This is a genomic window from Halomonas nitroreducens (assembly GCF_003966155.1).
Lineage (GTDB): Bacteria > Pseudomonadota > Gammaproteobacteria > Pseudomonadales > Halomonadaceae > Halomonas > Halomonas nitroreducens.
The window spans coordinates 180,169-197,961 of the sequence record NZ_RXNS01000004.1 but is presented as its reverse complement, the minus strand read 5'-3'; the positions used below and the strand labels follow the sequence as shown (position 1 = coordinate 197,961).

At 66.4% G+C, this 17,793-nt stretch carries 15 protein-coding genes; 6 read left to right on the top strand and 9 right to left on the bottom strand.

The genetic code is table 11. The features are described 5' to 3' along the window. Positions 1–39: 39 nt before the first annotated feature. Both rnpA and rpmH read right to left on the bottom strand, forming a co-directional pair. Entirely contained in the window at positions 40–444 is a 405-nt protein-coding gene (rnpA, locus tag EKG36_RS05995) for a ribonuclease P protein component (RefSeq protein WP_126482030.1), read from the bottom strand. Between the two features lie 13 nt (positions 445–457). Continuing rightward, positions 458–592, bottom strand: a complete 135-nt coding sequence (gene rpmH / locus EKG36_RS05990; protein WP_008959105.1) for a 50S ribosomal protein L34 — start codon at positions 590–592, stop codon at positions 458–460. A 515-nt stretch (positions 593–1,107) separates the two neighbouring features. Here rpmH and dnaA point away from each other — a divergent pair. The 4 genes from dnaA to gyrB all read left to right on the top strand — a co-directional run bounded on the left by dnaA (position 1,108) and on the right by gyrB (position 7,331). Beyond that, complete coding sequence (gene dnaA, locus EKG36_RS05985) at positions 1,108–2,571, top strand: chromosomal replication initiator protein DnaA (protein WP_126482028.1); 1,464 nt, start codon at positions 1,108–1,110, stop codon at positions 2,569–2,571. 70 nt (positions 2,572–2,641) lie between these two features. Further along, on the top strand, positions 2,642–3,745 hold the full coding sequence (gene dnaN / locus EKG36_RS05980; protein ID WP_126482026.1) for a DNA polymerase III subunit beta: 1,104 nt from the start codon (positions 2,642–2,644) through the stop codon (positions 3,743–3,745). A 38-nt stretch (positions 3,746–3,783) separates the two neighbouring features. Beyond that, entirely contained in the window at positions 3,784–4,899 is a 1,116-nt protein-coding gene (gene recF / locus EKG36_RS05975; protein WP_126482024.1) for a DNA replication/repair protein RecF, read from the top strand. Positions 4,900–4,910: 11 nt separating this feature from the next. Further along, positions 4,911–7,331, top strand: coding sequence for a DNA topoisomerase (ATP-hydrolyzing) subunit B (gene gyrB / locus EKG36_RS05970; RefSeq protein WP_126482022.1), 2,421 nt, complete (start codon positions 4,911–4,913; stop codon positions 7,329–7,331). 113 nt (positions 7,332–7,444) lie between these two features. Here gyrB and gmhB read toward each other — a convergent pair whose 3' ends face one another. From gmhB to glyQ, 4 genes are all read right to left on the bottom strand, one after another. Next, positions 7,445–8,101 (bottom strand): D-glycero-beta-D-manno-heptose 1,7-bisphosphate 7-phosphatase, encoded by a 657-nt coding sequence (gmhB, locus tag EKG36_RS05965; protein ID WP_342774435.1) that lies wholly within the window; start codon positions 8,099–8,101, stop codon positions 7,445–7,447. Positions 8,102–8,717: 616 nt separating this feature from the next. Continuing rightward, entirely contained in the window at positions 8,718–8,906 is a 189-nt protein-coding gene (locus tag EKG36_RS05960) for a hypothetical protein (RefSeq protein ID WP_126482018.1), read from the bottom strand. Between the two features lie 336 nt (positions 8,907–9,242). Continuing rightward, entirely contained in the window at positions 9,243–11,309 is a 2,067-nt protein-coding gene (gene glyS / locus EKG36_RS05955) for a glycine--tRNA ligase subunit beta (RefSeq protein WP_126482016.1), read from the bottom strand. 1 nt (position 11,310) lies between these two features. Beyond that, a complete protein-coding gene (gene glyQ / locus EKG36_RS05950) occupies positions 11,311–12,258 on the bottom strand; it encodes a glycine--tRNA ligase subunit alpha (protein WP_126482014.1) in 948 nt (315 codons plus the stop codon). A 98-nt stretch (positions 12,259–12,356) separates the two neighbouring features. Between glyQ and rfaD the strand changes: the two genes are divergently transcribed. Together rfaD and waaF are read left to right on the top strand one after the other, a co-directional pair. Continuing rightward, entirely contained in the window at positions 12,357–13,313 is a 957-nt protein-coding gene (rfaD, locus tag EKG36_RS05945; RefSeq protein WP_126482012.1) for an ADP-glyceromanno-heptose 6-epimerase, read from the top strand. Further along, complete coding sequence (waaF, locus tag EKG36_RS05940; RefSeq protein ID WP_126482010.1) at positions 13,306–14,319, top strand: lipopolysaccharide heptosyltransferase II; 1,014 nt, start codon at positions 13,306–13,308, stop codon at positions 14,317–14,319. Before rfaD ends, waaF begins: the two co-directional genes overlap by 8 nt. On the opposite strand, the gene EKG36_RS05935 is transcribed toward waaF, so the two are convergent. Genes EKG36_RS05935 through EKG36_RS05925 form a run of 3 tightly spaced genes read right to left on the bottom strand, consistent with a single transcriptional unit; the run spans position 14,270 to position 17,785 of the window. Continuing rightward, complete coding sequence (locus EKG36_RS05935; RefSeq protein WP_126482008.1) at positions 14,270–15,934, bottom strand: sulfatase-like hydrolase/transferase; 1,665 nt, start codon at positions 15,932–15,934, stop codon at positions 14,270–14,272. The two genes, waaF and EKG36_RS05935, sit on opposite strands and share 50 nt — an antisense overlap. Further along, a complete protein-coding gene (locus EKG36_RS05930) occupies positions 15,927–16,700 on the bottom strand; it encodes a glycosyltransferase family 2 protein (RefSeq protein ID WP_126482006.1) in 774 nt (257 codons plus the stop codon). The genes EKG36_RS05935 and EKG36_RS05930 overlap by 8 nt, the downstream gene beginning before the upstream one ends. Then, on the bottom strand, positions 16,697–17,785 hold the full coding sequence (locus EKG36_RS05925; protein WP_126482004.1) for a glycosyltransferase family 9 protein: 1,089 nt from the start codon (positions 17,783–17,785) through the stop codon (positions 16,697–16,699). The genes EKG36_RS05930 and EKG36_RS05925 overlap by 4 nt, the downstream gene beginning before the upstream one ends. Between the last annotated feature and the right edge of the window lie 8 nt (positions 17,786–17,793).

Genomic DNA, 17,793 nt, shown 5'->3' with positions numbered 1-17,793 from the left:
TGGCTCCGCAACGGTGCCGACAGCGGTTGGCTGGGCGTGTCATCGACGCTCGGTCATGAGGTCACCGGCCGATTGTCTCTCTTCCACCTTCCTCGCTTCCCGCTCCAGTCGTCGCCACATGCCGTGCAACTGGCGATGTACGGTCGCATTGTCCAGTTCCTGAACGCCGCGTCTGGCGAGCAGCACGATATCCACGGCGGGCAGGCGATGCTGGCGGAGGCGAATGGATTCGCGCGCGAGGCGTTTGAGGCGGTTGCGGTCGACGGCACGCCGGACGTTCTTCTTGCTGAAGATGAGCCCGAGGCGGGGATGCCCCAGAGAATTGGGGGTGGCCAGGACCATCAAGCCCTTGCCGTGGACCTTGAAGGCAGCCGTATCGAAGACACGTCGATAGTCCCCGGCGTTGAGTAGTCTCAGTCGCCGGGGAAAGCCCTGACAGGACACGCGAGGTCCGCGGTCAGGCGCTCAGGCGCTTGCGACCCTTGGCGCGACGACGCGCCAGGACGGCACGACCATTCTTGGTGGCCATGCGAGCACGGAAGCCATGCGCGCGCTTGCGCTTGAGAACGCTGGGTTGAAAGGTGCGTTTCATAACTCGTTATTCCCACGTGGTTTTTGGAACAAATCGGCGATTCAGAGGCGCCCGGGTTCCGGTGGGGAATCCGGGTAGATTCGGCTCAAGACCGGAAATTGTAGTGATTTCGCGGCCCCAACGCAATTTTTCCGTGCCCTCCGGGAGAGGTGCCGCGACGGCATGTCCCCGTTGCCGGCTCTTCTATTACTATTCAGGAAGTTCTATTGAACCTTGTTACTATTGATGGGGACGTTTGTTGTGGATAAGTCGATTTCCCCTTTTTGAGACATCCGCTTATGAACGCCATAGGGCTGTGGGCAAGCGGCGAATGGCCGGCCTATAAGCTGTGGAAGGCCAGTGGGTGAATGCTCGAGCTGTCCACACCCCCAAGGTTGCTCGCGTTCGACGCCCAGGGAGTCCCTGACTCGACAGCAGGTTTTCCACAGCGGCGGCGGAAGCCGGCTGTCATGTGGATAACCCGGCGGCAGGACGATACAATGTGCGGTCGTTCTTCAACCGAATGGTGAGGTCGCGTGTCGCTCGCTCTCTGGCAACAATGTCTGGATACCCTGCAGGACGAACTGAACTCCCAGCAGTTCAATACCTGGATTCGTCCGCTGCAGGCGGAGGAAGGGGAATCCAATCAGCTGCGCCTGCTGGCGCCCAATCGCTTTGTACGCGACTGGGTCAGCGACAAGTATGCCAAGCGCATCAGTGAGTTGATGCGGGAGCTGTCGCCGGCCAAGCCGCCCAAGGTGGTGCTGACCGTGGGCAGTCGCCGGGCGGCTGCCCCGGCACCCCAGCCCCGCGAGCTGGGCGATCCGGTTTCTGCAGCGCCCCGGGCGCCGAGCGTGCAGACGCCTCCCCGGGGGGACGTGGCCGATGAGCGCGAGATCGATCAGCTCCGCGAGGAAGGGGAGGGCGCCCGCCGTCCCGGCGGAGAGCGGCAGGTCCAGGTCGAGGGCAGCCTCAAGCACAACAGTGGCCTGAACCCCAACTTCACCTTCGAGACCTTCGTCGAGGGCAAGTCCAACCAACTGGCGCGCGCCGCTTCCCGCCAGGTATCGGAGAACCCGGGTGGCGCCTACAATCCCCTGTTTCTGTATGGCGGGGTCGGCCTGGGCAAGACCCACCTGATGCATGCCGTCGGCAATGCGCTGGCCGGCCGGCGCGAGAACGCCCGGGTGGTCTACCTGCACTCCGAGCGCTTCGTCGCCGACATGGTCAAGGCGCTCCAGCTCAATGCCATCAATGATTTCAAACGCTTCTACCGCAGCGTCGATGCCCTGCTGATCGACGACATCCAGTTCTTCGCCGGCAAGGAACGCTCTCAGGAGGAGTTCTTCCATACTTTCAATGCCCTGCTCGAGGGCGGTCAGCAAATGATCCTGACCTCGGACCGTTATCCCAAGGAAATCAGTGGCGTGGAGGAGCGGCTCAAGTCCCGCTTCGGCTGGGGGCTGACGGTGGCGATCGAGCCGCCGGAGCTCGAGACCCGGGTGGCGATCCTGATGAAGAAGGCCGATCAGGCCAAGGTCGATCTGCCGCATGACGCGGCCTTCTTCATCGCCCAGAAGATCCGCTCCAACGTCCGCGAGCTGGAGGGCGCGCTCAAGAAGGTCATCGCCGACTCCCACTTCATGGGCAAGCCGATCACACAGGACTTCATCCGTGAGTCCCTGAAGGATCTGCTGGCCCTGCAGGACAAGCAGGTGGGGGTGGACAACATCCAGCGCACCGTGGCCGAGTACTACAAGATCAAGCTGGCCGATCTGCTCTCGAAGCGCCGCTCGCGTTCGGTGGCCCGCCCGAGGCAGGTTGCCATGGCGCTCGCCAAGGAGCTGACCAACCACAGTCTGCCCGAGATCGGCGATGCCTTCGGTGGGCGCGATCACACCACGGTGCTGCATGCCTGCCGCAAGGTGCAGGCGCTTCAGGAAGAGAGCGCGGACATTCGCGAGGACTACAAGAATCTGCTGCGTCTTCTAACCAGCTGATTTTACGAATATTTGATCGACCGGTCGGGTCGCCGGCCTCAATCTCTCCAGGACCAGAAGTGGAGCCGACATGAAATTTTCCATCTCCCGAGAAGCGCTGCTGCGCCCGTTGACGCTGGTGGCCGGCGTCGTCGAGCGCCGCCAGACCCTGCCGGTGTTGTCGAACGTGCTGATCCAGGTCGATCAGGATCAGGTCTCGCTGACCGGTACCGACCTCGAAGTCGAGCTGATCGGGCGCACCGCGGCGAGTCTCGTCGAGGAGACGGGCTCCGCCACCGTGCCGGCTCGCAAGCTCATGGATATCTGCAAGTCGCTGCCCGACCAGGCGGAGATCCAGCTGTCCCTGGAGGAGGGCCGTGCCGTGCTGCGCAGTGGCCGGTCGCGCTTCACCCTGTCGACCCTGCCGGTGGCCGAGTTCCCTAACATCGAGGATGGCCAGAGCAGCGTCGAGCTGAGTCTGCCCCGGGGCACTCTCAAGCACCTCATCGATGCCACCTCGTTCGCCATGGCGCAGCAGGACGTGCGCTACTACCTGAACGGCATGCTGCTGGAGTTCGGTTCCAATCTGGTGCGCACGGTGGCTACCGATGGCCACCGCCTGGCGGTCTGTTCCCGGCCGGTGGATGTCCAGGTCGACCCTGCCCAGAAGCTGATCGTGCCGCGCAAGGGCGTGCTGGAGCTGGTGCGGCTGCTCGACGACGGTGACGAACCGGTCAGTCTGACCCTGGGGGCTACCCATGTACGCGCCCATACGGGTGATTTCACCTTCACGTCCAAGCTGGTGGATGGCAAGTTTCCCGACTACGAGCGGGTGGTGCCGCGCGGCGGTGACAAGGTGTTCATCGCCGAGCGTGCCGAGTTGCGCCAGGTGCTGTCGCGCACGGCCATCCTATCCAACGAGAAATACCGCGGCGTGCGCCTGAATCTCGAGGAAGGCAACCTGCGCGTGATGGCCAATAACCCCGAACAGGAGGAGGCCGAGGAAAACGTGGCCATCGAATACAGCGGCCCGGCCATGGAGATCGGTTTCAACGTCGGCTACTTGGTCGATGTGCTCAATGTGCTGGGTGAGGATCGCGTGCAGATGACTCTCGCCGACCCCAACAGCAGCGCCCTGATGGAAGAGCCCGGTGGCGGTGACGCCCTCTATGTCGTCATGCCGATGCGCCTCTGAGCGCGTCGCTGACGCCCTCGGCGAGTAGCCTTCCGGCCATGCCCCTCGATCGTCTCGCCTTCCAGGGCCTGCGCAACCTGCAGGCCCTGGATCTGCATCCTTCCCCCCGGATCAACCTCTTCGTCGGTGACAACGGCAGTGGCAAGACCAGCCTGCTGGAGGGTATCCATGTGCTCGGCATGGGGCGATCCTTCCGCACGCGCCAATTGCGCCATGCCATTGCCCATGAGGGCGAGAGCATGGCCCTGTATGGGCGCCTGGCCGGCGATCCGCCACTGGGCATCGGCGTGCGCCGCCGTCGCGAAAGCGCCGAGCTGGAGATGCGCCTGGGTGGAGAGCGATTGGAACGTGTCTCCCGGCTGGTGGAGGTGCTGCCGCTGCAGCTGATCAATCCGGATGCCTTTCGGCTGCTTGAGGGCCCGCCGGCCGGGCGGCGGGAGTTCCTCGACTGGGGGGTGTTTCACGTGAAACAGGGCTTCCTGGATGCCTGGAGGCGCTTCCGGCGCGCGCTGAAACATCGGAATGCCCTCCTCAGGCATGGTAGAATGAATAATGCTTCACTGAACGCCTGGGAACAGGAACTGGTGCTTTGGGGCGAGCGATTGGATGCATTGCGCCGCGACTGGATGGCTGCCTTCCAGCCGGTGTTTGCAGAGACGCTGGAGGGGTTGATCAGCCTGCCGGGGCTGGAGTTGCGCTACTCGCAAGGTTGGGATCGCAAGCGTCCCCTGGCCGAGGTCCTTCGCCACGGCCGAGACACCGATCGCCAGATGGGATTCACCCAGCAGGGACCGCAACGGGCCGATCTCGGGATTCGCCTGGGTAAGCGGCCGGCGGCGGAAGTGCTCTCTCGTGGCCAGCAGAAGCTGGTGGTTAGTGCCCTCAAGCTGGCTCAGGGCCGCCTGCTGGAGCAGGCCACGGGCCTTTCCTGTGTCTATCTGATCGATGATCTCCCCGCCGAGCTGGACAGCGAGCATCGCCGCATCTTCTGCGAATGGCTGGAGCGCATGCGCTGCCAGGCGTTCATCACCAGCGTCGATCCGGATGCCCTGGCCGACCTGTGGAGTGCACAGACCCCGGTTGCGATGTTTCACGTGAAACATGCCGGGACGGGGCAGGGGCAGCTGCTGCCAATGGACAGACAGACTTCATGACGGAGTAGTCAATGAGCGAACAGGCTTACGACTCATCGAGCATCAAGGTCCTCAAGGGCCTGGATGCGGTACGCAAGCGGCCCGGCATGTACATCGGCGATACCGATGATGGGACAGGCCTGCACCACATGGTGTTCGAGCTGGTGGACAACTCCATCGATGAAGCCCTGGCCGGCCATTGCAGCGAGATCCGAGTGGTAATCCACCCTGACGAATCGGTCACGGTGAGCGACAACGGACGCGGCATTCCTACCGAGATTCACGAGGGCGAGGGAGTGTCGGCGGCCGAGGTGATCATGACCGTGCTGCATGCCGGCGGCAAGTTCGACGACAACTCCTACAAGGTCTCCGGGGGGTTGCACGGCGTGGGGGTCTCGGTGGTCAATGCCCTCTCCGAGGAGCTCAAGCTGACCATATGGCGTCAAGGCCAGGTCCATGAGCAGATCTACCACCATGGCGTGCCGGCGAGCCCGCTCAGCGTGGTCGGCAAGACGGAGCAGACCGGCAGCCGGGTGCACTTCAAGCCGTCTCCGGAGACCTTCCACAACATCGAATTCCACTATGATGTGCTCGCCAAGCGGCTGCGGGAGCTGTCCTTCCTGAACTCCGGCGTAGCGATCCGGCTGATGGACGAGCGCAGCGGCAAGGAAGAGCTGTTCCACTATGAGGGTGGCCTCAAGGCCTTCGTCGACCACTTGAACACCAACAAGACGGTGCTTAATCCGGTCTTCCATTTCAGCGTCGAGCGCGAGGATGGCGTCGGTGTCGAGGTGGCGATGCAGTGGAACGATACCTTCGCCGAGAACATCTTCTGCTACACGAACAATATCCCCCAGAGTGATGGCGGCACCCACCTGGCCGGTTTCCGGGCCTCCCTGACCCGCACGCTCAATCATTACATCGATAGCGAAGGCTTGCTGAAGAAGACCAAGGTGAACACTTCCGGGGACGATGCCCGGGAGGGCCTGACGGCCATCATCTCGGTCAAGGTGCCCGATCCCAAGTTCTCCTCCCAGACGAAGGACAAGCTGGTCTCGTCCGAGGTCAAGACGGCGGTAGAGCAGGAAATGGGCCGGCAGTTCGCGGACTATCTGGTCGAAAAGCCCAATGAGGCCAAGGCCATCGTGAACAAGATGCTGGATGCGGCTCGGGCCCGCGAGGCGGCGCGCAAGGCTCGCGACATGACCCGGCGCAAGGGGGCCCTGGACATCGCCGGCTTGCCCGGCAAGCTGGCCGACTGCCAGGAAAAGGATCCCAGTCTTTCCGAGCTCTTCCTGGTCGAGGGTGACTCGGCAGGCGGGAGTGCCAAGCAGGGCCGCGATCGTCGCACCCAGGCGATCCTGCCGCTCAAGGGCAAGATCCTCAATGTGGAGAAGGCGCGGTTCGACAAGATGCTGTCTTCTGCCGAGGTGGGGACCCTGATCACGGCGCTCGGTTGTGGCATCGGCCGGGAGGAGTTCAATCCCGACAAGCTGCGCTATCACTCGATCATCATCATGACCGATGCCGATGTGGACGGCTCGCATATTCGCACCCTGCTGCTGACCTTCTTCTTCCGGCAGATGTCGCAGCTGATCGAGCGTGGCCATGTCTTCATCGCCCAGCCACCACTCTACAAGATCAAGCGTGGCAAGCAGGAAAGCTACCTCAAGGACGAACAGGCGCTGACCGACTACCTGACCACGACGGCGCTTGACGGAGCGCGTCTGCATGTCAATGCGGACGCCCCGGGAATCGCCGGCGAGCAGCTGCAGTCGTTGGTTGACCAGTATCGTGACGTCATGCGTCGCATCGACCGCCTGTCGCGGGTCTATCCGGACGTGGTGCTGCGCAAGATCGTGCATGCCGCCCGGCTCGAGGGTGAGACCAGCCTGCGGGATCGGGTGACCATGCAAAACTGGATCGAGTACCTGCAGGCCGAGATGGACGCCATCGTTGCTTACGAGGGCGGGCCTCGCTATACCTTCCGCCTGGAAGAGGATGCCGAGCGCGGCTTCTACCTGCCGGCGGTGAGCCTGACCGCCCATGGCGTCACCACCGACTACGTCTGGGGCGTCGACTTCATCACCAGCGCCGACTACCGTGCCATCGCCGGGCTCGGCGAGACCCTGGATGGCCTGGTCGAGGAGGGCGCCTTCGTGGCTCGCGGCGATCGCCATAAGCCGATCGGCAGCTTCTATGATGCCCTGGAATGGCTGATGAACGAGGCCCAGCGCGGCCTGTCCATCCAGCGCTACAAGGGCCTCGGGGAGATGAATCCCGATCAGCTGTGGGAGACCACCATGGATCCCAGCACCCGCCGCATGCTGCGGGTTTCCATCGAGGATGCCGTGGCCGCCGACATGATGTTCAATACCCTGATGGGGGACGAGGTCGAGCCGCGCCGGGACTTCATCGAGCGCAACGCCCTGGTGGCCAACCTGGACGTGTGACGCCTGACGCTGGTTGTTTCACGTGGAACATCCAGCGCGTCCCCCCATGCAACAGGCCGGCTCAAGAGCCGGCCTGTTGCATGTAATGGCCCCTGGGGCCATTCCGGTATCACTCATTTTTCGGGCTGGGCCAGCAGCCAGTCGGCAAAGGCGGCGAGGTTCGTGAAGACCCGAGCCTGCTCCAGCCCCTTCCCCTTGGCCAGGGTCCGTTCCCCCTTGCCGGTGCGCACCAGTGCCGAATGGCAGCCCGCGGCTTCCCCCGCCTGGAGGTCGCGCAGGCTGTCCCCAACCATCCAGGCCCCTTGAAGGGAGGCCATCCCCAGCTCCTGACGGAGCCGTTCGAGCAGGCCCGGCAGGGGCTTGCGGCAATCGCAGTCATCGTCGGGCCCATGCGGGCAGTGGACGATACGCCGGATCTCGCCTCCCCGTGCCCGAACCAGGGTCTCCAGCCGCCCATGCATCGCCGCCAGTGTGGCTTCGTCGTAGTAGCCGCGAGCGATACCCGACTGATTGGTGGCAACGGCCACCGTCCAGCCGGCCCGGGAAAGGCGGGCAATGGCGTCGATGGCCTGTGGGTAGGGCAGGAATTCGTCGAGCGATTTGACGTAGTCATCGGAATCCCGGTTGATGACGCCGTCGCGATCCAGGATGACGAGCTTGGGGGACATGACGTGCCTCGTGAGAAGGAGTCGCCAGTGTAGGGCACGTGTTCCACGTGAAACAACTGCAGGCGGCTCAGCGCTGCTGCTTCCCGAGGCAGGGCTTGCCATGGGTGATTGTGAAGACCGCCTCGGCGAAACGGCCGGCCTCCCCCATGCCGGGTGGGCCGGCTTCGGTGAGAAGCCGATAGGCCATGGTGCGCTACCTCGCCGGAGAGGCGTCTCAAGGCGGTCGCTATCCGGCAAGGGGAGAGCCGCGAACATCTTGGCGATGTGTGGGGCCATGTCGTTTGCCTGCGATCATCGAGGGGCACTCAGTATCGCCTCCTGGGACTGGGAGGGTAGTGGTTCGTCGACAGGTGGCGCGGACACGCTGGTCAAGCGGCCTCGAAGGGCTGGCGTGAAACGTGACGCCTCGAAAGATGGTTTCCGCGCCAGAGGGGAGGGCGGGCCGCGGCCCACGGCCACGCCTTGAGGGACGGCGTGCCTGTGTATCGTCGGCCGCGGAGAACACTCAGGCGAAGCGCACGATGACGTTCATATGCCGTCGACCATGGCCTGCGCTGGGGCCCGCGTGTGTGGGGGCAAGAGGCCGAGGCTCACGTGACGTCGCAGGGCCTCTACGCCCTGTTGTTCAAGCCCCGGTTGACGAAAGGCCAGCGGGGGAAGGGCTGGGTATCGGCTGGCGGGCCACTCATCCTGGCGTAAGACGGGCTGGCGTGGCGCTTCAGGTGGCGAGGGGGGAACGGTGCTTGATCGAGGCCCAATTCCCGCTGTCTTTGGCGTGCTGGACCTGCGGGTCGCCGCGGTCGCTGGACGTCATGCAGATGGACGTCGCCGTCGTGCGGACACTGTGATCGCTCGATCTCACGACGGTTACCACCGGCTCGCGATGCCCGACGTCGAGCAGCGTCATGCGGGAACGCCAGTGAGTCGGTCAGCCTGCGGGCTGCGGCGAGTGCCTCGGAATAGGAGGGCCGTGGTGGCCAGTTATCGTGGGTTGCGGACCGAACTGCCACTTGGCGTGCCTGCGGCTACCGGCCGCTGGTCCCGATGGTGCGTGATTGAGATCGCCCACCGCGTGTCCGGTCGAAGCGGTCGTCGCGAGGCCGGCCGGGCACAGTCCGTGTTTCACGTGAAACAGGAGAGGGCGTGACTTCAGAACGGGATGGGATGCCTGCAATCGAAAGAGGGCCTGTTTCACGTGAAACAGGCCCTCTGAGCGATCGCTGTTACCTGGGGCGGTAACGGATCAGTGTTGGAGCTCGGCGATATCCGCGACTTCCAGGAACAGTGCCTGCAGACTGGCCAGCAACGCCAGACGGTTGCGCTTCACCGCCGCATCCTCGGCCATGACCATCACCTCGTCGAAGAAGCGGTCCACGGGGGCGCGCAGGCCGGCCAGGACGTCCAGGGCATCGCTGTAGCGCGCATCGGCGAACAGCGGCGTGACCTTGCTCTGGCAGCTCGCCAGGGCCTCGGCCAGCGCCTGCTCGGCATCCTCTTGGAGCAGTCCGGCGTCGACCTCGGCCAAGACGCCATCGCCTTGCTTGGCCAGGATGTTGGAAACCCGCTTGTTGGCAGCGGCCAGGGCGGCGGCCTCCTCGCGACGGGCGAAGGCATTCACCGCCAGCAGGCGGCGGGCGAAGTCCAGTGGCCTGGAGACCGGTCGGGCGCGGACCGCCAGGTAGACCTCGGCGCCGATGCCCTCGTCCTGTCCCCAGGCGCGGAAGCGGTCGAGCATGTAGGACAGTACCTCGTCGACCAGGCCCTCGGCGTAGGGAAGCTCTTGGTGCTGGGCGGCGGCGAGCTCGAGTAGCTCGCGCAGGTCCAGGTCGAGCTCGCCCTGGATCAGGATATTGAGCACGCCGATCGCCGCGCGGCGCAGGGCGAAGGGGTCCTTGGTACCGGTGGGGCGCTGGCCGATGCCGAAGATCCCGGTCAGGGTGTCGAGGCGGTCGGCCAGTGCCAGGGCCTGGCCGGTACGGGTCTGCGGGATGGCATCGCTGGCGAAGCGCGGCAGGTACTGTTCCTCCAGGGCCTGGGCGATCTCGGCATGCTCGCCGTCATGGGTGGCGTAGTAGCGCCCCATGATGCCCTGCAGTTCGGGGAACTCCAGGACCATCTCGGTGACCAGGTCGCACTTGGCCAGTTCGGCGGCACGCCGGGCATGCGTCACGTCGCCGTCGATCCGGCCGGCGATGAAGGCGGCCACCGCGGCGTTGCGATGGGCCTTGTCGGCCAGGGTGCCGAGCTTCTGCTGGAAGACCACGCTGGAGAGGTCCTTGATGCGCTCGGCCAGCGGACGCTGGCGGTCGGTCTCGTAGAAGAAGGCGGCATCGGCCAGGCGGGGGCGAATCACCTTCTCGTTGCCCTGAATCACCAGCTCAGGCGAGGGACTGTCGATATTGGCGACGGTGATGAAGCGCGGCTTGAGGCGGCCCTCTTCATCCAGCAGGTGAAAGTACTTCTGGTTGGCCTTCATCGAGGAGATCAGGCACTCGGCCGGCACCTCGAGGAAGCGCTCGTCGAAGCCGCCTGTCAGCGCCACCGGCCACTCGACCAGGCCGCTGACCTCGACCAGCAGGTCCTCGTCGATCACCGCGTGGGCCTCCTGGACCTCGGCCTCGGCCAGCACCTGCTCGCGGATGCGCTCGCGGCGTGCCTCGCGGTCGGCCATGACCCAGGCCTGCTCGAGCGTGGCCAAGTAGTCGTCGGCATGGGCCAGTTCGATGGGCGCCGGGGCATGGAAGCGATGTCCGCGGGTGGTGCGACCGGCGTCGAGACCCAGGGCGCTGGCCTCGACGACGCGATCGCCGTAGAGCATCACCAGCCAGTGGGCGGGACGGGAGAACTCGACCCGGGAGGCGCCCCAGCGCATGTTCTTGGGCACCGGCAGGGCGGCGATCGCCTTTTCGACGATGCCGGGCAACAGGGCGGTGGTGGCCTCGCCCTGCTGCTGTTCGCGATAACCTAGCCAGGTGCCCTTGTCGGTCTCCAGGTGAATCAGCTGGTCGACGTCGACACCGCAGGAGCGGGCGAAGCCCTCGGCGGCCTTGGTCGGCTGGCCATCCTTGAAGGCGGCGGCCAGCGCCGGGCCGCGACGTTCGACCTCGCGGTCCGGCTGCTTGTCGGCCAGCGCCTTGACCTGGACCGCCAGGCGGCGCGGGGAGGCGTAGGCGCCCACCTCGCCATGGACGATATCGGCCTCGGCCAGGCCTCGGCGGATGCCTTCGGCAAAGGCATCGGAGAGGTCATCGATGGCGCCCGGGGGCAGCTCCTCGACGCCCAGTTCGACCAGAAAGGTATCGGCAGCCATCTCAATCGTCTCCCTGTTCGGCTAGCAGTTCGTGGCGCAGGGCCTCGGGAGCCAGCGGGAAGCCGGCGGCCTTGCGAGATTCGTAGTAGGCGTGGGCCACGTCCCGGGCCATGGTGCGTACGCGCAGGATGTAACGCTGACGCTCGGTGACCGAGATGGCGTGTCGGGCGTCGAGCAGGTTGAAGGTGTGCGAGGCTTTGAGTACCTGCTCGTAGGCGGGCAGCGGCAGACTGGCCGCGAGCAGCTTGGTGCACTCACGCTCCTGGTGGTCGAAGGCGCCGAACAGCGCCGGCACGTCAGCGTGCTCGAAGTTGTAGGTCGACTGCTCGCGCTCATTCTGCAGGAAGACGTCGCCGTAGGTGACCTTGGTGCCGTCCGGAGCGATGGTCCAGACCAGGTCATAGACGCTGTCGACGTCCTGGACGTACATGGCGATGCGCTCGATGCCGTAGGTCAGCTCGCCGGTGACCGGGTAGCACTCCAGGCCGCCGGCCTGCTGGAAGTAGGTGAACTGGGTCACCTCCATGCCGTTGAGCCAGACCTCCCAGCCGAGCCCCCAGGCGCCGAGGGTCGGGGACTCCCAGTTGTCCTCGACGAAGCGGATGTCATGGACCAGCGGGTCGAGGCCGAGACGCTTGAGCGAGCCCAGGTAGAGCTCCTGGAGGTCGGCGGGGGAGGGCTTCATCACCACCTGGAACTGGTAGTAGTGCTGCAGGCGGTTGGGGTTCTCCCCGTAGCGGCCGTCGGTGGGGCGGCGGGAAGGCTGCACGTAGGCGGCATTCCAGCTCTCGGGGCCGATGGAGCGCAGGAAGGTGGCCGGGTGGAAGGTCCCGGCACCGACCTCCATGTCCAGGGGCTGGAGGACCACGCAGCCCTGTTCGGCCCAGTACTGCTGCAGGGCCAGGATCAGCCCCTGGAAGGTTGTCACGTCTGGCGTCGACTGTGTCATTGCGGAAGCACCGTTGGCCATGAATTCACGAGCCGTCAAGTATACAATCACAGGCAGATCGGTTATAGGCACACGCCCACGGAGACAGAGGAATCCCCATGATCGTAGTGACAGGCGGAGCCGGCTTCATCGGCTCGAATCTGGTCAAGGCACTCAATGCCCGCGGCCGCGACGACATACTGGTGGTCGATGATCTCCGTGACGGCACCAAGTTCGTCAACCTCGCCGATTGCACCCTCGGCGACTACCTGGACAAGGACGACTTCCTGGCCCGGGTGCGCGCCGCCCTCAATGGCGAGAACGCCCACCTGCCGCCCATCGAGGCGATCTTCCACGAGGGGGCCTGCTCCGACACCACCGAGTGGGACGGCCGCTTCATGCTCGAAAACAACTTCGAGTACTCCAAGGAGCTGCTGCACTTCTGCCAGCTCAAGGGTATCCCCTTCCTCTATGCCTCCTCCGCCGCCACCTACGGCGGCAGCGAGGTGTTCCGCGAGGAGCCCGAGCACGAGAAGCCGCTCAACGTCTATGGCTATTCCAAGCTGCTGTTCGACCAGTACGTCCGCGCCCGCCACGACGAGTTCGAGAGCCAGGTGGTGGGCTTTCGCTACTTCAACGTCTATGGGCCCCGCGAGCAGCACAAGGGCAAGATGGCCAGCGTGGCCTACCACCACCACACCCAGGTCAGTGCCGGCGAGAACCTGCGGCTGTTCGGTGCCTGGGACGGCTACGAGGCGGGCATGCAGAGCCGTGACTTCGTCTATGTGGGCGATGTGGTAGATGTCAACCTGTGGTTCCTCGATCACCCCGAGGCCTCCGGCATCTTCAACCTGGGCACCGGTCGCGCCGAGCCCTTCAAGGCTATCGGCGAGGCGGTGATCGACTTCTACGGCAAGGGCCGGATCGACTACATCGACTTCCCCGAGGAACTCAAGGGCCGCTACCAGAGCTACACCCGGGCGGATATCGCCCGGCTACGCGAGGCGGGCTATGACCGGGAGTTCCGTACCGTGGCCGAAGGGGTGCGGGCCTACCTGGAGTGGCTGAATGCCTGAGGCGGGCGAGCGCATCCTGGTCGTCGGTCCCTCCTGGGTCGGCGACATGGTCATGGCGCAAAGCCTGTTCAAGACCCTTCGCGCACGGAGCCCCGGGGCGCGGATCGGCGTGGTGGCGCCGGCCTGGTCGCGGCCGATCCTCGAGCGGATGGCGGAGGTCGACGAGGTGGCCGCCCTGGAGGTGGGCCACGGCGAGCTCGGTTGGTCGGGGCGGCGCCGGCTGGCGAGCTCGCTGCGTGGTCGCTTCGACCGCGCCATTGTCCTGCCGCGTTCCTGGAAGTCGGCGCTGGTGCCCTTCCTGGCGCGCATTCCCCGGCGGACCGGCTTCCTCGGTGAGCAGCGCTATGGCCTGCTCAACGATCGTCGCGCGCTCGACAAGACGGTCCTCGACCAGACCGTCAAGCGCTTCGTGGCCCTGGGGCTGCCGGCGGACGAGGCCGCGCGGGGCGACTTCGCCGTGCCGCGGCCGGCGCTGCGTCGTGACGACGCCAACCTGGCGTCCCTGCGGGCCGAGCATGAGCTGGGGGCGCGGCCGGCCATCGCCATGATGCCCGGTGCCGAGTATGGCCCGGCCAAGCAGTGGCCGCTGGCGTACTTCCGTGAGCTGGCCGAGGCGCTGGTGGCCGAGGGACATGAGGTGCGCGTGCTGGGCGGGCCCAAGGACGCGGAGGCCGGGGAGACCATTGCCACCGGCCTCGCCCACGTCCACAACCTCTGCGGCCGTACCCGCCTGGCGGATGCCGTGGACCTGCTCGCCGACTGCCGTCAGGCGGTGACCAACGACTCCGGCCTGATGCATGTGGCCGCGGCGGCGGGCACCCGGGTCCAGGCCCTCTATGGGTCCTCCTCCCCGGCCTATACGCCCCCGCTCACGGCGGATGCCGCGATCCACTACCTGGCGCTGGACTGCTCCCCCTGCTTCCAGCGGACCTGTCCGCTGGGGCATACCAACTGCCTCAATCTGCTGACGCCGTCCCGGGTGCTCCAGGCGCTGCAGTCGACCTAGCCGGAGGGATTTCCGACGGCGGGAAGGGCGGCCGGATGTCCAGCCCCTGCCACAGCCGTTCCTGAAGGGCCGTCTCCTCCTTGAGCCGGGCGTTGAGGGTCTCCAGGCCGTGCCCCTCCACCAGGGTCGGGTCGTGGGCGAACAGCGAGACGCCCAGGCCGGCCCGGTGGCGGTCGAGGGTGAAGCCCATGGCTTCCAGCACCGTGGGCAGCACGTCCATGGTCGAGGCCTCGACCCGGATGCGCCGAGGCGGAAGGTCGTTGCCGATCAGCATGAAGGTGTTGGCGCGGGGGCCGGCGATCAAGCGGTCCCACGCCGAGACGCGCATGGTCAGGTGGTCGCTGGCGATCACCACCAGGGTGTCCTCGAGCAGGCCCTCGGCCTCCAGGCGACGGACCAGGCGGCTCACCAGCCAGGCCGAGCATTCCACCGAGTAGAGGATATCCACGCCGTCGAACTCCCCCTGACGCTCGCGGCAGGCGCGTGCCGGGAAGCCGTGGGGCGGGTGGGTGCCGAGACTCAGGTTGACCAGCCCCCAGGGGCCTCCTTCAGCCTCGAGACGGCGCACCTCCTCCTCCACGAAGCCGTAGAGGCTGTCGTCGTAGAGGCCCCAGCTGTTCAGATAGCTGGGGTCGTCGAGGCGCGGCGCGAGGGTCTCGCGGCCCCTCACCCGATCGAAGCCATGGTCGGTATAGAAGCGCCCCTTGCCGGCGAAGCGGGTGCTGGCGCCGCCGAGATAGCTGAGGGTATAGCCTCGGGCCGCCAGCAGGTCGCCCAGGCAGTCGACCCCCGGGACGACCCGTTCGAGGGGCTCGAACTGGCTGTCGTGGAGCAGCCCGGCGGGCATCAGTGGCGTGCCGCACTGGCTGGCAATCATGCCGGCCATGGTCCAGCCGGTGTTGTCGAGCTGGCGCACCCCCTCGAAGACCACCCCCCGCTGGCCCAGTGCCGCGAGCGGCGCATAGGCCTCGGCGAAGCCTTCACGGTCGGCATAGGTCCGCTCCAGGCTCTCCAGGTAGAAGACCAGCAGGTTGGGGGGCGTCGGCGGCGCCTGGCGGATCACCGGAGCCACGTACTGGCGATCGAGCCAGGCGCCGTCCTCGGTGACGATGGCCGCACTCCGCTGGCCGAGGCCGAACAGCAGGGGGTTGCTGGCGAGCAATACCAGGGCGAGCAGGCGTTCCTGCAGCCGCCAGCGATGGTCGACCCGCACCAGCCAGGTGAAGGCCGCGAGCACCAGCAGCATCGCCAGGGTGTAGAGCACGGCGGCGACGATGCGCTCGCCGCCGCCATGCTCGCTGATGCCCGCCTGGAGGTGGAAGAATACCGCCCCCAGGTCGACGATGCCGAAACTGTCGGCGAGGTAGACGTAGACGCCCCAGACGGCCAGCGGCGCCAGCGACCAGGGCCAGACCCGGGCCGGCGGCTCGGGATGAGGCGGCGCGCCCCAGCGCAGCCGTCGGGCCAGCAGCAGCCAGCCGGCGACCAGTGGCACCAGCATCGGCCCCGGCAGGCGGGTGACGGTCACGGCGGTGAAGCCCAGGGCCAGGCCCAGGGTGAGCAGTGCCCACCAGCGCGGTCCACGCAGCCAGCGGGGCAGGGCGAGATCAGACATGATCGGCGTCGGGGGTCGCGCGCTCGTTCTCGTAGAGTTCGTTCAGCTTGGCATATTTCATGTAGGCATGGAACGCGGTGGTCATGGCCACGGTGAAGCCGTCCGGTCCCTGGAGCAGGCCGCCCTTGAGGATCAGCTTGCGGAAGGCGGCGCTGGCCGCGTGCAGGGTGGGGCGATACCGCGAGGGAGGCTTGCCACGCTCCTTCATGGCCCAGGCATCGCGGCTCGACAGCTGGTCGATGCGGGTGATCCAGTGGGAGAGGTCGCGGTAGGTGAAGTGGCGGATATGCCCCGTGAGGTCGACCACGCGAGGCGCCTGCACCGAGGAGTGGGCCTTCTTCGGCAGGTAGCCGGCGGTGGTGCGATTGTAGAGCCGGGTGACCGGGTCGGGATAGAAGCCCGCGGCGCGGATCCAGTGGTGGCCGGCGAAGTTGCGCCGCCGGAAGCGATAGGCCGTGCGAGGATCGTCCAGGGACAGGGCGCGGATCGCCGACACCGCATCCTCATCGAGTCGCTCGTCGGCGTCCATGGCGAGGATCCAGTCGTGGCCCGCCTGGGGTACCGCGACGGCCTTCTGGGGACCGTCGCCCAGGTACGGCTGGTGGATGACCCGCGCTCCCGCCGCCTCGGCGAGGCGCACGGTGTCGTCCTCGCTTCCGGAGTCGACGACGAGCACCTCGTCGCAGACCTGGCGCAGCGAGGCAATGCAGTCACTGACATTGGACGCCTCGTTGAGGGTGATGATGATGCCGGTGATGGACGTCATAGGTGAGGCTCGCTGGTCGGGGAGGGTTGCAGCTGTCGGGCAATGCGCGCCGCGGCGTCGTTCAGGTCGATGGCCGTCATGTCCGCCTCGTGGGCGTCGCCGGGGGGGCAGAAGGCCAGGCGCCGGTCCTCGCTGTTGCAGGTCTGCCAGCGCAGTGGGGTCGCCGAGCGCCGCGAGGGGTAGAAGCCGGCGGTGGGGCGGTTCAGGCAGGCAGCGATGTGCAGCGGACCGGTGGAGCCCGCAATGAACAGGTCCGCCGCCGCGAGAGAGTGGGCGAAGGCCTCGAGCCCCGGGCTCGGCGGCAGACGGTGGGCGGCCAGGCCGGCCTTGCGCAGGGTGGCGGCGAGGGCCTCGGCGTGGCTCTCCTCGCCGGGACCGGCGGTCAGCACCCAGGCCGGGGCCTTGCCCCTGGCGCGCAGGCGGGCATCCACGTCGCAGGCCAGCCGTGCATAGGCCGCGGACGTCAGGTTGACCGCCGAACCGCCACTGCCGGCATGCAGGAACAGCCAGGGCCGTTCGGCCTCGAGACCCAGGGTCGCGGCGATGGCAGCCCGCTGCGCCGTCCGCTCCGCCCCGGACAGTGGCCAGTAGGGCGGCGCCGGCCGGGGCGGACGCTCCAGGTCCAGGGAGGCCAACAGCGCCTCGGCCAGCTCCAGATTGTAGACGTATTCGGGTTTCGCCGAGCGTGACCTGCGCTGAGGCACCCGACGATTGTAGAATAGCTGGGCCCACTTGGTGGCCGGGGCCAGGCGCAGCGGGATGCCGGCGCGCCAGCCGAGCCAGCCGACCCGCGGCGTGGAGAACAGCGTGAGCAGGGCATCGAAGCCTGCGCTCTTCAACTGCACGAGCAGCTCCTGCTGGTGGCCGCGATCGCCGCTGTCACCCGGGTCGAGGATCACCTCGTCGACCCATGGGCAGCAGCGCGCCAGGGGTGCGGTATAGTCGGGCACCAGCACGCTGACGTGGGGGGCCGGGGTCGCGGCCTTGAGAGCGGCCAGGGCCGGCCAGGCCAGCATGAAGTCGCCGAGCTTGTCGTTGCGCACTACCAGGATGCGCGGCGGCCGTTGGGCGGAGAAACTCGTCATCTGGGCTC

Coding starts and splice junctions, on each gene's coding strand:
- rpmH (WP_008959105.1), bottom strand. CDS start 592: ATGAAACGCACCTTTCAACCCAGCGTTCTCAAGCGCAAGCGCGCGCAT.
- gyrB (WP_126482022.1), top strand. CDS start 4,911: ATGAGCGAACAGGCTTACGACTCATCGAGCATCAAGGTCCTCAAGGGC.
- EKG36_RS05930 (WP_126482006.1), bottom strand. CDS start 16,700: ATGACGTCCATCACCGGCATCATCATCACCCTCAACGAGGCGTCCAAT.
- waaF (WP_126482010.1), top strand. CDS start 13,306: ATGCCTGAGGCGGGCGAGCGCATCCTGGTCGTCGGTCCCTCCTGGGTC.
- rfaD (WP_126482012.1), top strand. CDS start 12,357: ATGATCGTAGTGACAGGCGGAGCCGGCTTCATCGGCTCGAATCTGGTC.
- dnaN (WP_126482026.1), top strand. CDS start 2,642: ATGAAATTTTCCATCTCCCGAGAAGCGCTGCTGCGCCCGTTGACGCTG.
- recF (WP_126482024.1), top strand. CDS start 3,784: ATGCCCCTCGATCGTCTCGCCTTCCAGGGCCTGCGCAACCTGCAGGCC.
- glyQ (WP_126482014.1), bottom strand. CDS start 12,258: ATGACACAGTCGACGCCAGACGTGACAACCTTCCAGGGGCTGATCCTG.
- EKG36_RS05935 (WP_126482008.1), bottom strand. CDS start 15,934: ATGTCTGATCTCGCCCTGCCCCGCTGGCTGCGTGGACCGCGCTGGTGG.
- glyS (WP_126482016.1), bottom strand. CDS start 11,309: ATGGCTGCCGATACCTTTCTGGTCGAACTGGGCGTCGAGGAGCTGCCC.
- gmhB (WP_342774435.1), bottom strand. CDS start 8,101: ATGGCAAGCCCTGCCTCGGGAAGCAGCAGCGCTGAGCCGCCTGCAGTT.
- EKG36_RS05960 (WP_126482018.1), bottom strand. CDS start 8,906: ATGACGCTGCTCGACGTCGGGCATCGCGAGCCGGTGGTAACCGTCGTG.
- EKG36_RS05925 (WP_126482004.1), bottom strand. CDS start 17,785: ATGACGAGTTTCTCCGCCCAACGGCCGCCGCGCATCCTGGTAGTGCGC.